Below are 13,658 nucleotides of genomic sequence, written 5' to 3' on the forward strand. Positions count from 1 at the left end.
CGTCAATGACCGACTCGACCGCAGCGAAGGCGCTGTCTTTGCAGACCGTCTTCGACGAATGGCCCTCCGATCTGCGCGCGTTGTTCGACGGTACGCTGACGGGCGCGCCGAGCGGCTTCACGGCGTCGCTGTCCGCCGTGGACGACGGAGGGCGCATTCGCACCGCGCTGTTGAGCGCGGGCGAACTGCTCGCCCCGGACGCGCGTACGCTGTGCTTCGCGCTGTGGCCGTCGTCGCGTACCGCGCGGGCGATCGCCTCGAGCGCGAGCGCAACGCTCGCTTTCGTCTTCGACAAGGCGTTCCATCAGGTGCAGATCGACGCGCGCCGCGTCGCGCTCGACGACGTGCCGCTCGCGTGCTTCGTCGGGACGATTGAAAGTGGGGAGATTCAGCGCGTGCCGTACGCGCGGCTGACAGGCGGCATCACGTTCGAACTGACGGACACCGAGCAGGTCATCGCGCGCTGGCACGAGCAACTGGACTGGCTGAAGCAAGCGGCGAGCGCCGCTGCCTGATTAATTGTTGCTTCTTTCGCGAGCCGCTCGCGTTGGCGGCTCGCTTTCAACATGACGTCGCTGACGCTCAGCGCCCGCGTCCGCCGGTGCGCATGCCGTCGCGGCGCGCGCCGCCGTTGTCGTTGCGCGACTTGCCGCCGAGCAGCGCGCCGGGATTGCCGGCTTTAGCGCGCGGTGCCGGAGCGTGGCCGGCTGCGTGCGCGGCTTCGGGACGGCGGGGCGCCGGCTTGACGCCCGCGTTGCCGTGGCCGGCCGGTTTAGCGCTGGCCGGCTTCGAGCCGCGGCCGTCGCGCTGACCCTGACCGGCGCCGTTGCCCGCTTTCGGGGCGCGCGCCTGATCCTGCGATCCGCCATGCGCGCGGCCGCCTTCGCGCGGACCGCCGCGCCCCTGGCTGCGGCGTTGAATCGGCTCAGGTTTCGCGTTCGGGTCCGGCTCGAACCCGGCAATCACTTCCTGCGGAATCGGCCGCTTGATGAGGCGCTCGATGTCCTTCAGCAATTGCAGTTCGTCGACGCACACGAGCGACACCGCTTCGCCTTCCGCGCCCGCGCGACCCGTGCGGCCGATGCGGTGCACGTAGTCTTCCGGCACGTTCGGCAGATCGAAGTTGACCACGTGCGGCAACTGGTCGATGTCGATGCCGCGCGCCGCGATATCGGTCGCGACGAGCACCTGCAGCGTCTGATCCTTGAACTCGGCGAGCGCCCGCGTGCGCGCGGACTGGCTCTTGTTGCCGTGAATGGCGAGCGCGCTGATGCCGTCCTTCGTCAGTTGCTCGGCAAGACGGTTCGCGCCGTGCTTCGTGCGCGTGAAGACGAGCACCTGAAACCAGTCGTGCTGGCGAATCAGATGCGTGAGCAGCTCGCGCTTGCGATCACGGTCGACCGGATGGATCTTCTGTTCGATGCGCTCGGCCGTCGTGTTGCGGCGCGCGACTTCGATCAGCGCGGGCGAATCGAGCAGGCTGTCGGCGAGCGCCTTGATCTCGTCGGAGAACGTGGCCGAGAACAGCAGGTTTTGGCGCTTCTGCGGCAGACGCGCGAGCACGCGCTTGATGTCGTGGATGAAGCCCATGTCGAGCATGCGGTCGGCTTCGTCGAGCACGAGAATTTCGAGCTGCGAAACGTCGATCGTCTTCTGCTGCATGTGATCGAGCAGACGTCCCGGCGTCGCGACGACGATATCCACGCCACGGCGCAGCGCGTCGATTTGCGGATTGATGCCCACGCCGCCGAACATCACGGTCGAGCGCAGCTTCAGGTACTTGCCGTAAGCGCGCACGCTTTCTTCGACCTGCGCCGCGAGTTCGCGCGTCGGCGTGAGAATCAGCGCGCGCACCGGGCGCTTGCTGCCGGCCGCGGCCGGTGCCATTTGCGAGAGACGTTGCAGGATGGGCAGCGTGAAGCCCGCCGTCTTGCCGGTGCCGGTTTGCGCGCCGGCGAGCAGGTCGCCGCCTTTCAGGACGGCCGGAATGGCCTGAAGCTGGATCGGAGTGGGATTCGTGTAGCCGAGTTCGTTGACTGCGCGAAGGAGAGGTTCTGACAGACCGAGTGAATCAAAAGACATAAATAGATGTTCGAATCGTTGTGGCGAACGGCGTGCAGGCGGCTGGCAACAGCGGCGATGATGTACGACGCTCGCGATGAATCGGGCGGCGGCCTTGGTGCGCGGTCCTGGACCGCCTGGCTGTGCCGCAAGGTTCGACGCGCTATCAAGACACGCCGGCTGGCTGTAAGTTGCATCGCGTTGCTTCGCGATGCGGGCGCTTTGCCCCGTTCAAGGCTCACGCGACATAGCGCGCGACGCTCACGAACTGACACAGACTGCCCGCCAGCACGAACAGATGCCAGATACCGTGGCCGTGCCGGATGCGCTCGTCGTTGATGAAAAACCAGATGCCGGCGGTGTAGATCAGACCGCCTGCCACCAGCCACGCAGTGCCTGCGGGCGGCAGCGCCGTCAAGAGCGGATGAACGGCTACGAGCGCGAGCCAGCCCATCAACACGTACAGCACCATCGAAACGCTGCGGGTTCTTCGCCCGAGCGTGAGTTCCTGCGTGATGCCGAGCACAGCAAGCCCCCAGTTCACGCCAAACAGCGACCAGCCCCACGGGCCGCGCAAGGTCACCAGTGTATAGGGTGTGTAGCTGCCGGCTATCAACAAGTAGATGGCCGAGTGGTCGCACTTTTGCAAGACCGCTTTCATGCGCGGCGTGCGCGCACAGTGGTACAGCGTCGAGATCAGGTACAGCGTGCACAGCATGGCGCCGTAAATCGCGAAGCTCACGACCTTGTAGGCGTCGCCATCGAGCGCGCCCATCGTCACGAGCGTCGCGAGTCCCGCGACGGACAAGATGACGCCGATCAGATGGCTGATGCTGTTGAAACGCTCGCCTGCGTGCATGACTGGTCCACCAAAGACAAAAGGCGCAGCCCCAACATGAAGGCTGCGCCCCGTACGTATTGTACGCTGTCTCGCGCGAATGTCAGTCGAGCGGCGCCGAACGCAGGTTGCTCACCTGTTGCGGCGACACCGGCGTGCCGTGGTTGCCCCACGACATACGGATGTACGTCACGACCGCGGCCACTTCCGTATCCGACAGCGACTGCGCGAACGGCGGCATGCCGTGCGGCATCGGATTGCCGTCCGTGCTCGGCGGATAGCCGCCGTTGAGCGTCATGCGGATCGGGTTGACGGCCGACGGCATCTGGATCGACTGATTGTTCGCGAGCGGCGGGTAAGCGGGCGGCTTGCCGAGACCGTTCTCCGCGTGACACTTCGCGCAGTTCTCGGTGTAGACCTTCTTGCCCATGGTCAGCAGCTCGCCGCCGAACTTCTCGGACGTTTCCAGTTGCAGCGGTTCCGGCGCTTCCTTCTTCTGCGGGATCGACTTGAGATACGTCGAGATCGCGTTGATGTCCGCGTCGGTCATGTACTGCAGGCTGTTGTGGACCACTTCGGCCATCGGGCCGAACACCGCGCCGCGCTGCGACACGCCGCTCTTCAGCAGGTCGTTGATGTCCTTGATGTCCCAGTCGCCGAGACCGGCCTCCTTGTTCGACGTGAGCGACGGCGCGTACCAGTTTTGCAGCGGAATCAGGCCGCCCGCGAACGCTGCGGAGTTGACCGGGCCGCCCATCGCGTTGATCGACGTATGGCACATGCCGCAGTGACCCAGACCTTCGACGAGATACGCGCCGCGGTTCCATTCGACCGATTTGGTCGGGTCCGGCTTGTACTCGCCTTCGCTGAAGAACAGCGTGCGCCAGCCGATCAGCAGATTGCGGTTGTTGAACGGAAAGCGCAGTTCATGCGGACGGCTCGGCTCGGACACCGGTGCGACCGAACGCAGATACGCGTAGATCGCGTCCGAGTCGGCGCGCGTCACCTTGGTGTAGCTCGTGAACGGGAAGCCGGGGTAGAGCAGGCTGCCGTCCTTCGAGCGGCCGGTGTGCATCGCGCGATAGAAGTCGTCGGAGGTCCACTTGCCGATGCCGTACTTGTCGTCCGGCGTGATGTTCGGCGTGAACATGGTGCCGAAGGGCGTCGCCATGGGCAGGCCGCCCGCGAACTGCTTGCCGCCGCGCACCGTGTGGCACGCGATACAGTCGCCGGCGCGGGCGAGATATTCGCCGTGCTTGACGAGCGCGGCCTGATCCGCCGGAGTCGCCGCGACCGCGCCGCCCGAATGGAGGTTGTCGCCGCCCGACCAGAGGACGGCGCCGGCTGCGACGGCTGCCACCACGACAGCCGAGGAAAGTGCGAACAGGGACTTGCGTTTCATTGTGTTGTCGCTCCAGACGCCTTATTGCGGTTCGCTGCCGCAGACGAGCGGCATCTTCAACGAGCCAGCGGGCGCGGGCACCGGGTTGGCGGGTGCGGTTTGCGTGGAGAGCCATGCGGCGACGGCGGTCACGTCGTCATCCGACAGGCGCGAAGCGATCTGCTGCATGCAGTCGGGCGCCTTCGCGTGGCGCGTGCCCGACTTCCATGCGCCGACCTGCGCGCTGATGTAGTCCGAATGCAGGCCGACGAGACCGGGGATGGCCGGCTGCATGCCGGTCAGCGCCTTGCCGTGACATGCCGCGCAGGCGGGAATGTTCTTCGACGGATCGCCGTTCAGCACGATCTGCGAGCCGCGCGCGAGCGTCGTGCCCGACACGTTCGTCTTCGCGGGCGGCGGATACGGCGGACGCTGCTGCGAGAAGTAATTCGCGATCTGATGAAGGTAGTCGTCCGAGAGATACGTGACGAGGTAGTTCATCGGCGGGTACTTGCGCCGCCCTTCGCGGAAGTTCTGGAGCTGGTTGTACAGATAGTCGGCGGGCTTGCCGGCAAGACGCGGGAAGTAGTCATTGTCCGTGCCTTCGCCGTGCACGCCGTGACATGCGGTGCAGCCTTGCACGCGGGCTGCCATGGTATCCGGCGCGATAGGCTGATTTTGCGCCTGGGCAAGCGCCTGGCCCGCGCTGAGAACGCCGGCGCTGCCGATCAGTGCCAAGGCGAGCAGCGGACGGAAAATGCGTCTTGAAAACACGCGACACTCCATGAAATTCGGGGACCTGCCGAGCTTCGTGCGGCTCGGTGCGAAGGTGGCGAACCACGGCCACGCGTAGGGTGGCGGAGGGTGGCGGACCACAGCCACAGCGGCTCGATGAGCCTCTGATGCGACGCGGAATTCTATCATCGATGCCTGATGGTGACTATTTGACACAACTTTTCGGGCGCTCTGAGGCGGAATCGCGACAATATGCCGCGCGACAGACAAGAACTTTGACATTGCATTGAATTCATTGCTTATCAACAAAGTATCGACAGAAGCATCATCGCGTCGCGCCGAAGTCTGTAGCGTCCGATGCAATGCGCGCTCCGGTTTGCGTGCGTTCGTTTAGACTTCGCGAGCCGCTTTCTTGCCGACGCACCGATGACCCGCCCGGATCTCCTCACAGCAATTCCCGTTCACGCCTCGATGGCCGCCGCATCATGACCGGCGATTCGTTGTCCTTTTTGCAGATGGTGTTCGCCGCGCTGTCGGATGTGGCGTTCGCGTGCGCGCTCGGCGGGATGCTGCTGGGCGCGTGGCTGCATCGCGAACGCGTGACTGCGGCGGTGTCGCCGGCGCAGCGCGGCGGGCGGCGCGCATCGCGTATCGGCATCGCGGGGGCGCTCGCGTTCGTGCTGTGCGGCTTCGTTTCGCTGTGGCTGGAGTCGGCCGCGATGAGCGGCACGTCGATCGCCGATGCGGGTTTGTCGCTCTGGCTCGTCGCGAGCGCGACGCACGCGGGCATCGGCTGGGCGGTGTCGGTCGCGGGCGGCGTGTTGCTCGCGCTCGCCATGGCGACGAGCCGTCCGTTGAGCATTGCCCGCGTGGCCGTCGCCGTGCTCGGCGCGTTAATCGCGGCATCGGGCAAAGCGGCGATCGGCCATGCCGCCGATGCGGGCGCGTTCTCCATCGCGGAAGCCGTGCAATTGCTGCATTTGCTCGCGACAGGCGTGTGGGGCGGCATCGTCATCGCGGGCGCGGTCGTTTTGCCCGCGCTCGACGCATCGACTGCGCGCGCGGCGCTACTGCGCGTCGTCGCGCGCATGTCGAGCGTGGCGACGGTCGCGGTGGCGGTCGTCATCGCGACGGGTCTCTTCAACGCATGGCGCGGCACCGGCGGATCGGCAGAGGCGCTGACGCAAAGCGGCTGGGGTCACGCGTTGATCGTGAAACTCGCGTTCGTCGCGGCGGCGCTCTTGCTCGGCGCGCTCAACCGCTGGTCGGCGCTACCGCGCCTGCAACGCACGGCATCGACGACGGACGCGCACACGGTCATCAACCTGATGCGCGTCGAAGCGGTGCTGATGGTGGGCGTATTCGTGGCGGCGTCGGTGCTGTCGCACAGCTTGCCGGGTTTCGCAATGGGCGGTTGAGCGGTTGAGCGGGTCCAGCGGGCTGAGCGCCGCCTCACTCGTAACCGAGCTTATGGCTCACGATAGGCGCGCAGAAGAGCGCGAGCGCGCATCCGGCCGCTTTGCCCTGAAGCTCGACAAAAGCGGCATGCGAATCCGCGATGAAGAGCACGTCGACGATCTGCGGCAAGCACAACGCCACCGCGAGCACGACGAACCCGCGCGTCACCATCGAGATGCGCCAGCCATGCTGCGCGCCCAGCACCGCCGCGATCACGCGCGCCACGCCGAGCGCCACGAACGCGCCGACGGCAAGCTGCGCGCGGACGGTTTCATCGGGAAGGACGTGCCACATGGTCGTTCTCGCTTCGGGCTGAGGTGTTCAGCTTAGTGTGCAAGAACCTCGCCCGTCCAGTCTGTTCGTGACAGCGCAAACGGGCAGGCGGTACGGCGCAAAACTAAAACGATCAGAACGTGTGCTCGGGACCGGGGAAGCTGCCGTCTTTTACCGCGTTCACGTAGGCTTCGACCGCCGCGAAAATGCTCGGCTGACCTTGCATGAAATCCTTGACGAAGCGCGGCCGCTTGCCGGGGAAAATGCCGAGCATGTCGTGCAGCACGAGCACTTGTCCTGAACAGTCGATGCCCGCGCCGATGCCGATAGTTGGAATCGCGAGTTGTTGCGTGACCTCGCGCGCGACGAGCGTCGGCACCGCTTCGATCACGAGCAGCTGCGCACCCGCCTGCTGAAGCGCGAGCGCATCGCGGCGCATCTGTTCCGCGGCCGCCTCGGACTTGCCCTGCACCTTGAAGCCGCCGAACGCATGCACCGACTGCGGCGTGAGCCCGACGTGGCCGCACACCGGAATCGAGCGCTCGACGAGAAAGCGCACGGTATCCGCGAGCCACTCGCCGCCTTCGAGCTTCACCATGTGCGCGCCCGCGCGCATCAGCTTCACAGCATTCGCATACGCTTCTTCGCGCGATCCGATGGTGCCGAACGGCATGTCCGCGACGATCAGCGCGCTCTTGTTGCCGCGCGCAACGGATGCCGTGTGATACGCGATGTCGTCCAGCGTCACGGGCAGCGTCGTGCTGTGGCCTTGCAGGACATTGCCGAGCGAATCGCCGATCAGCATGACATCGACGCCCGCGCGGTCGAGCAGCGCCGCGAAGCTCGCGTCGTAGCACGTGAGCATCGCGATGCGCTGGCCCGCCTCGCGCATGGCTTGCAGCTTCGGAACGGTGATCGTCGAGCGGCTGGTTTCCTGCAGATACGTCATGATGATTTCAGTTGAAATGGCGCGCGAGCATGAGACGCAAGCTCACACCGAGACGCCTTTGACAAAGAATTCCTTGCGCCCGCGCATGGTCTCGATCCGCTCGACGAGCAGTTCGAGATCGTCGTCCGATGCGACGGGATTCAGATGCTCCGCGTTCACCGTGAGAAGCGGCGTCGCGTCGTAGTGATAGAAGAAGTCGTTGTAAGCGTCGGCGAGCGCGCGCAAGTACGAGTCGGAGATTTGCAGCTCCATCGGCAGCGCGCGTTTCTGAATGCGCGAGAACAGCACTTCCGGGCTCGCCTGCAAATACACGACGAGATCCGGCGCAGGCGCGCTCGCGCCAATGCGCGAAGCGATATCGCGGTACAGGTTGTACTCGTCGTCAGGCAGCGTAAGCCGCGCGAACAGATCGCTCTTCTGCGTGAGAAAGTCGGCGATGAGCGGCGTGTTCTGAGTGAGCATGTCCGCCACTTCCCGCGTTTGCGCGACGCGCTGCAACGCGAAACTCAGTTGCGTCGAGAGCGCGTGCCGCGTCGTGTCGCGATAGAAACGCTCGAGGAACGGGTTGTCCTGCGGGCGCTCGAACAGCGTGCGCATGGACCAGCGTTCGGCGAGCCGCGTGGCGAGCGTCGTCTTGCCGACGCCGATCGGCCCTTCGATCGCGATATAACGATGCGGCGGCCGCAACTGCGGCGCCGTGACGGTGAGAGGCGGATTGCTCATCGGCAATTGGCTTTAGTGGAGACGGTGGAGGCGCTGGAAGCTTTTGCCGCTGCCGGCTGCGCGGCGGGCGCCGCGCACTGGCACAGGGCGACTTTCTCGATGCGCTGATCGGCGACGTTCGCGACGAACGCGTCGGCGCGGCCGCGTTGCGGGATGATGAGATCGGGTTCGAGTTCGATGAGCGGCACGAGCACGAACGCGCGCTCGGTCATGCGCGGATGCGGCACGACGAGATCCATGTCGTCGATGCTGAACGCGCCGTACAGGAGGATATCGAGGTCGAGCGTGCGCGGCGCATTGCGATACGGCCGCTCGCGCCCGAACTGTTCTTCGATGACATGGCACAGGCGCAGCAGCGCACGCGCGGGCAGCGTCGTTTCCAGCTTCACGACGCAATTGAAGTAATCGTCGCCGGAGGCGTCGATGGGCGCGGTGCGATACAGGCTCGACTTCGCGAGCACGGTGATCGTGTGCTGCTGCGCGAGACACACGACTGCGTCTTTCAGCGTTTGGCGCGCATCGCCGAGATTCGCTCCGAGGCCGAGATAAGCAATCGTCATGGCAGAAGTCCTACGCGTAGGTCCTGGGCGAAGCGCGTCGAGGCAATCAACACATCGAAACGCCGGCACATTGCCCGGGTGCTAACCGTTATCCGCTACTTTAGCGAAAACCGGCTTTATTCGTTGTCCGCGCCTTCGATTTTCCGGGGCGCGCCGGCTTCGTTCGCAATGCGGTCGGAGCGGTCGGACTCGGGCTCGCCATCGGCCGCAGTGCTTGCGCCGCTCTCGCCGCCCTCGGCAGCCTTGCGCTTCGCATTGCTGCGCCGGCGACGCTTCTTCGGCGCTGCACGCTCCTTGCCGCCTTGCGAGAGCAGGGCTTCGCGCGTGGCGTTATCGCCCTCGATGAATTCGGTCCACCATTGGCCGATGGCCGCATCCAGCTCGCCCGATTCGCAACGCAGCAGCAGGAAATCATAACCCGCTCGGAACCGCTGGTGTTCGAGCAGCTTCATCGCGCTGCGGCCGCGCTTTTCCAGCCGATGCTGCAAGCCCCAGATCTCGCGCATGTCGGCGGAATAACGCTTGTGAATGGCGAGTTTTTCCGTCTGCATGTCGAGGACATCGTCCATCGCGCGGTTCAGCGCCGGCACCGGATAATCGCCCGCGGCGGTGTACTTCTGCCAGCGCGTCTGCACGTCGTGCCACAAGAGCGTGGCGAACAGGAAGCTCGGCGAAACGGGCTTGCCCGCGCGCACGCGCTCGTCGGTGCTCGTGAGCGCGAGCGTCACGAACTTCTCGCCGTGCGGCTGTTCCAGCACGACATCGAGCAGCGGCAGCACACCGTGATGCAGCCCTTCCTGACGCAAACGCGTGAGACACGCGAGCGCGTGGCCGGACAGCAGCAGCTTCAGCATCTCGTCGAAGAGACGCGCGGCCGGCACGTTGTCCATCAGATCGGCGAGTTCCTTGATCGGCGCGCGCGTCGCTTCGTCGATCTCGAAGCCGAGCTTCGCCGCGAAGCGCACGACGCGCAGCATGCGCACCGGGTCTTCGCGATAACGCGTGGCCGGATCGCCGATCATGCGCAAGAGGCGCGCGCGGATGTCGGCCATGCCGTCGTGATAATCCAGCACGGTTTGCGTGGCCGGATCGTAGTACATCGCGTTGATGGTGAAGTCGCGGCGCGTGGCGTCTTCGTGCTGCTCGCCCCACACGTTGTCGCGCAGCACGCGGCCGCTCGCGTCCACCGCGTGCGTGCGCATGTCGAGCTCGCCGCGTCGGTAGCGTCGCGGCGCTTCGGCGACGGGTTCGGGCGGCGCGTCGACGAGCGCGCGGAACGTGGACGTTTCGATGATCTCCTGTCCGAACTGGACGTGGACGATCTGAAACCGCCGCCCGATGATGCGCGCGCGGCGAAAGAGCCGCTGCACCTGATCGGGCGTGGCGTCGGTGGCGACGTCGAAATCTTTCGGCGCGACGCCGAGCAGCAGATCGCGCACCGCGCCGCCGACGATGAACGCGCGGTGCCCGGCCTGCTGCAAGCCTTCGGTCACGCGGATGGCGTTCTTCGAGATGAGCGACGGATCGATGCCGTGAATGTCCGACGACAGTATCACCGGCACATTCGGGTCGCGCTTGACCGGCGCGGCGGCTTTCTTGCGCGGGGCACGCGTGCTTTTGCGGGCGGCTTTTGCTTCAGCGGCTTCGGCGGCTTGAATGTCGTCAGCGGATGCGCCCGGCGTGTCGTTCGAGGCGCCTTCGCTGGATGCGGCGCTCTCTTGTCCGAACAGCTTGCGGATGAGTTTTTTAATCACGTGTATCGAAGAGGTTCAGGATGCGCCAGCCTTTGGCTTGCGCATGCGCGCGCAGGGTGTCGTCCGGATTCGTGGCGATGGGGTCCGTGACGCGCTCGAGCAGCGGGATGTCGTTATGCGAGTCGCTGTAGAAATAGCTGCGCTTGAAGTCGCCGAGCGTCTCGCCGAGCGACGCGAGCCATTCCTCCACGCGCACGATCTTGCCCTCGCGATAACTCGGCGTGCCGCGCGGCCTGCCGGTGAACGCGCCTTGCGGATGATCGCCGACGGTTTCGACTTCGCATGCAATCAGCGTGTCGATGCCGAACGCTTCCGCGATGGGCGCGGTGATGAACGCGTTCGTCGCGGTCACGAGGCAGCACAGATCGCCGTTGTCCTGATGCTCGCGCACGAGCGTGACCGCGGCCGGCACGATGCGCGGATTGATGACCTCGTGCATGAACTGCGCGTGCCAGTCGGCGAGTTGCTCGCGCGAGTACTTCGCGAGCGGCGCGAGCATCGCGTGCAGGTAAGCGTTGATGTCGAGCACGCCCGCCTTGTAGTCGGCGTAGAAGGCGTCGTTCTGACGCGTGAATTCTGTCGCGTCGACGATGCCGAGCTTCACCATGAAGCGGCCCCATTCGTGGTCGCTGTCGGTGGGAATGAGCGTGTGGTCGAGATCGAAGAGGGCAAGGTTCATGGGAGCGCATTCTACTTGAAGCGGGTGGGAACGTTGTCCGGTGCGGCGTCGGCGTCGGGCGCGCCGGCAGGCGGGGCGGCGCGGTGCTCATCGTCCGCGTCCTGCGGCGTATCCGGCGACACCGCCACGAGCGGCGTCACGCGCCCGGTTTGCGAGAGCATCGAGCGCAAGAGCGCGCGCGTGACTCTGCGCTTCTGTTCGAGCGAGAAGCGGTCGAGATCGTCGAAAAGCGCCATCAGGCTCGGCATGTCGCGGCGGAAATGCGTGAGCAGATAGGCGGGCACGTCTTCCGCGAGCACGATGCCGCGCTCGTGCGCCGCGTGCTTGAGAACCGACGCCTTCGCTTCGTCAGAAAGCGGCAGCAGATGGAAGACGAGGCCCCAGCCGAGACGCGTGCGCAAGTCTTCGCGCACGGCGAGCGTCATCGGCGCGGCGTTGCCGGTGGCGACGAGCGCGCTCGCCGGATACGCGCGCACTTCGTTAAACAGATTGAAGAGCGCGATCTGCTGCGCGGGCGAGAGGCGGTCGCAGTCGTCGACGGCATACAGCGCGACCTGCGGATCGAAGCCGAACGCGTGCAACGCGCTCTGCGGGCTCAAGTAACGCGCCCGGCTGCCCGCCTCATGAACGAGCGCGTGCAGCAGATGACTGCGCCCGCTGCCGGGCTCGCCCCAGACATAGAACGTGCGATCCGCGACGGGGCCGGACGCGAGCGCGCCTTCGAGCTCGCGCAACCGCGTGACCAGTTCGTGGTTGCCGGCGGCGAAGAAATTGTCGAAGGTGGCGGGCGGCGGCGTGCCGAGGTCGAGCGTCAGTTGGCGTTGCACGGGGAATGGATGTCGTCGGCTGGATGCTGCGTTCTCTCGAAAACAGGCGGCGTGGGCTCGCCGATGCGCGCGAAGCCGCCTGTGGCAAGCGGCCGGGCGCTCGGGCGCGTTTCGTCGGCCGGGCCGTTCTGTCTCGAAAAGGCGCTGCCGCGCGGCGGACCAAGCTGCCGGGCGACCGTCCTCGTATCATCATCGGGTAAAATCGCATTTTACCGACCTTCTCGCTCTCCCCCCATGAATCAACCGAAATCCGCCCCGGACACCCAAGGTTTGTCGTATCGCGATGCAGGTGTCGACATCGACGCGGGCGATGCGCTCGTCGACCGGATCAAGCCGTTCGCCAAGAAGACCTTGCGCGATGGCGTGCTGGGCGGGATCGGCGGATTCGGCGCGCTCTTCGAAGTGCCGAAGAAGTACAAGGAGCCGGTGCTCGTGTCGGGAACGGACGGCGTCGGCACCAAGCTGCGCCTCGCGTTCCAGCTGAACCGGCACGACACGGTCGGGCAGGATCTCGTCGCCATGAGCGTGAACGACATTCTGGTGCAGGGCGCAGAGCCGCTCTTCTTCCTCGATTATTTCGCGTGCGGCAAGCTCGACGTTGACACCGCCGCGGACGTGGTCAAGGGCATCGCCCAGGGCTGCGAGTTCGCGGGCTGCGCGCTGATCGGCGGCGAGACGGCGGAAATGCCGGGCATGTACCCGGACGGCGAATACGACCTCGCGGGCTTCGCGGTCGGCGCGGTGGAAAAGAGCAAGATTATCGACGGCAGCACCATCGCTCCGGGCGATGTCGTGCTCGGGCTGGCGTCGAGCGGCATTCACTCGAACGGCTATTCGCTCGTGCGCAAGATCATCGAGCGCGCGAATCCGGACCTGAACGCCGATTTCGACGGCCGCTCGCTCGCCGACGCGCTGATGGCGCCGACGCGCATCTACGTGAAGCCGCTGCTTTGCGCGATGCAGAGCATCACGGTGAAGGGCATGGCGCACATCACGGGCGGCGGGCTCGTCGAGAACATTCCGCGTGTGCTGCGCGAGGGTTTGACGGCGGAGCTGGACCATCGCGCGTGGCCGCTGCCGCCGCTTTTCGCGTGGCTGCAAAAGCACGGCGGCGTCGCCGATGCGGAAATGCATCGCGTGTTCAATTGCGGGATCGGCATGGCGGTGATCGTCGCGGCCGAGGACGCCGATGCGGCAACGGGCCTGCTGTCCGCTGCGGGCGAGCAGGTGTGGAAGATCGGCGTGGTGCGCGAGAGCCGTGAAGGCGAGGCGCAGACGGTGGTGGTCTAATCGTCGGGAGTCGCTTTCCAGGACAGAAACCCTCGCGTTGCGCGAGGGTTTTTTTCTTCTCAAGCCGCGTCGGTCGCGTATGGGTTTCGACTCACGAAGGCAGTCGACTCAATAGCTGGATGCGTTGCGT

At 65.6% G+C, this 13,658-nt stretch carries 14 protein-coding genes; 3 read left to right on the forward strand and 11 right to left on the reverse strand.

Annotated features, from left to right (window positions below; all coding sequences use genetic code 11):
* The first annotated feature begins 5 nt into the window (after positions 1-5).
* Positions 6-515 (forward strand): hypothetical protein, encoded by a 510-nt coding sequence (locus JYK05_RS01995; RefSeq protein WP_206467594.1) that lies wholly within the window; start codon positions 6-8, stop codon positions 513-515.
* A 67-nt stretch (positions 516-582) separates the two neighbouring features.
* On the opposite strand, the gene JYK05_RS02000 is transcribed toward JYK05_RS01995, so the two are convergent.
* From JYK05_RS02000 to JYK05_RS02015, 4 genes are all read right to left on the reverse strand, one after another.
* Positions 583-2,082, reverse strand: coding sequence for a DEAD/DEAH box helicase (locus JYK05_RS02000; protein ID WP_206467595.1), 1,500 nt, complete (start codon positions 2,080-2,082; stop codon positions 583-585).
* Between the two features lie 217 nt (positions 2,083-2,299).
* Positions 2,300-2,920, reverse strand: coding sequence for a hemolysin III family protein (locus tag JYK05_RS02005; protein WP_206467596.1), 621 nt, complete (start codon positions 2,918-2,920; stop codon positions 2,300-2,302).
* 82 nt (positions 2,921-3,002) lie between these two features.
* Positions 3,003-4,301 (reverse strand): cytochrome c, encoded by a 1,299-nt coding sequence (locus JYK05_RS02010; protein WP_206467597.1) that lies wholly within the window; start codon positions 4,299-4,301, stop codon positions 3,003-3,005.
* Between the two features lie 21 nt (positions 4,302-4,322).
* Positions 4,323-5,066 carry a cytochrome c gene (locus JYK05_RS02015; RefSeq protein ID WP_175940592.1) on the reverse strand — a complete coding sequence of 248 codons (744 nt, stop codon included), beginning with the start codon at positions 5,064-5,066 and terminating at the stop codon, positions 4,323-4,325.
* A 434-nt stretch (positions 5,067-5,500) separates the two neighbouring features.
* Between JYK05_RS02015 and JYK05_RS02020 the strand changes: the two genes are divergently transcribed.
* Positions 5,501-6,433, forward strand: coding sequence for a CopD family protein (locus JYK05_RS02020; protein WP_206467598.1), 933 nt, complete (start codon positions 5,501-5,503; stop codon positions 6,431-6,433).
* A gap of 34 nt (positions 6,434-6,467) precedes the next feature.
* Here JYK05_RS02020 and JYK05_RS02025 read toward each other — a convergent pair whose 3' ends face one another.
* The 7 genes from JYK05_RS02025 to hda all read right to left on the reverse strand — a co-directional run bounded on the left by JYK05_RS02025 (position 6,468) and on the right by hda (position 12,238).
* On the reverse strand, positions 6,468-6,767 hold the full coding sequence (locus tag JYK05_RS02025; protein WP_206467599.1) for a hypothetical protein: 300 nt from the start codon (positions 6,765-6,767) through the stop codon (positions 6,468-6,470).
* Between the two features lie 112 nt (positions 6,768-6,879).
* Positions 6,880-7,695, reverse strand: coding sequence for a 3-methyl-2-oxobutanoate hydroxymethyltransferase (panB, locus tag JYK05_RS02030; RefSeq protein ID WP_175939530.1), 816 nt, complete (start codon positions 7,693-7,695; stop codon positions 6,880-6,882).
* A 42-nt stretch (positions 7,696-7,737) separates the two neighbouring features.
* Positions 7,738-8,418, reverse strand: coding sequence for a deoxynucleoside kinase (locus JYK05_RS02035; protein WP_206467600.1), 681 nt, complete (start codon positions 8,416-8,418; stop codon positions 7,738-7,740).
* On the reverse strand, positions 8,415-8,978 hold the full coding sequence (gene folK / locus JYK05_RS02040; RefSeq protein ID WP_175939532.1) for a 2-amino-4-hydroxy-6-hydroxymethyldihydropteridine diphosphokinase: 564 nt from the start codon (positions 8,976-8,978) through the stop codon (positions 8,415-8,417). Before folK ends, JYK05_RS02035 begins: the two co-directional genes overlap by 4 nt.
* Before the next feature lie 116 nt (positions 8,979-9,094).
* Positions 9,095-10,732: a polynucleotide adenylyltransferase PcnB gene (gene pcnB, locus JYK05_RS02045; protein ID WP_206467601.1), complete on the reverse strand. Its 1,638-nt coding sequence runs from the start codon at positions 10,730-10,732 to the stop codon at positions 9,095-9,097.
* Complete coding sequence (locus tag JYK05_RS02050; protein WP_206467602.1) at positions 10,725-11,411, reverse strand: HAD family phosphatase; 687 nt, start codon at positions 11,409-11,411, stop codon at positions 10,725-10,727. The genes pcnB and JYK05_RS02050 overlap by 8 nt, the downstream gene beginning before the upstream one ends.
* 11 nt (positions 11,412-11,422) lie before the next feature.
* The gene (hda, locus tag JYK05_RS02055; RefSeq protein WP_206467603.1) at positions 11,423-12,238 is read right to left on the reverse strand and encodes a DnaA regulatory inactivator Hda; all 816 of its coding nucleotides are present in this window, start codon (positions 12,236-12,238) and stop codon (positions 11,423-11,425) included.
* Between the two features lie 234 nt (positions 12,239-12,472).
* Here hda and purM point away from each other — a divergent pair, with 234 nt between their 5' ends.
* A complete protein-coding gene (gene purM, locus JYK05_RS02060) occupies positions 12,473-13,528 on the forward strand; it encodes a phosphoribosylformylglycinamidine cyclo-ligase (RefSeq protein ID WP_206467604.1) in 1,056 nt (351 codons plus the stop codon).
* The last annotated feature ends 130 nt before the right edge of the window (positions 13,529-13,658 follow it).

It is taken from the genome of Caballeronia sp. M1242 (assembly GCF_017220215.1).
Lineage (GTDB): Bacteria > Pseudomonadota > Gammaproteobacteria > Burkholderiales > Burkholderiaceae > Caballeronia.

Excerpts from the sequence above, each read along its gene's own strand:
- JYK05_RS01995 (WP_206467594.1), top strand. The coding sequence starts at position 6 with ATGACCGACTCGACCGCAGCGAAGGCGCTGTCTTTGCAGACCGTCTTC.
- JYK05_RS02000 (WP_206467595.1), bottom strand. The coding sequence starts at position 2,082 with ATGTCTTTTGATTCACTCGGTCTGTCAGAACCTCTCCTTCGCGCAGTC.
- JYK05_RS02005 (WP_206467596.1), bottom strand. The coding sequence starts at position 2,920 with ATGCACGCAGGCGAGCGTTTCAACAGCATCAGCCATCTGATCGGCGTC.
- JYK05_RS02010 (WP_206467597.1), bottom strand. The coding sequence starts at position 4,301 with ATGAAACGCAAGTCCCTGTTCGCACTTTCCTCGGCTGTCGTGGTGGCA.
- JYK05_RS02015 (WP_175940592.1), bottom strand. The coding sequence starts at position 5,066 with ATGGAGTGTCGCGTGTTTTCAAGACGCATTTTCCGTCCGCTGCTCGCC.
- JYK05_RS02020 (WP_206467598.1), top strand. The coding sequence starts at position 5,501 with ATGACCGGCGATTCGTTGTCCTTTTTGCAGATGGTGTTCGCCGCGCTG.
- JYK05_RS02025 (WP_206467599.1), bottom strand. The coding sequence starts at position 6,767 with ATGTGGCACGTCCTTCCCGATGAAACCGTCCGCGCGCAGCTTGCCGTC.
- panB (WP_175939530.1), bottom strand. The coding sequence starts at position 7,695 with ATGACGTATCTGCAGGAAACCAGCCGCTCGACGATCACCGTTCCGAAG.
- JYK05_RS02035 (WP_206467600.1), bottom strand. The coding sequence starts at position 8,418 with ATGAGCAATCCGCCTCTCACCGTCACGGCGCCGCAGTTGCGGCCGCCG.
- folK (WP_175939532.1), bottom strand. The coding sequence starts at position 8,978 with ATGACGATTGCTTATCTCGGCCTCGGAGCGAATCTCGGCGATGCGCGC.
- JYK05_RS02050 (WP_206467602.1), bottom strand. The coding sequence starts at position 11,411 with ATGAACCTTGCCCTCTTCGATCTCGACCACACGCTCATTCCCACCGAC.
- purM (WP_206467604.1), top strand. The coding sequence starts at position 12,473 with ATGAATCAACCGAAATCCGCCCCGGACACCCAAGGTTTGTCGTATCGC.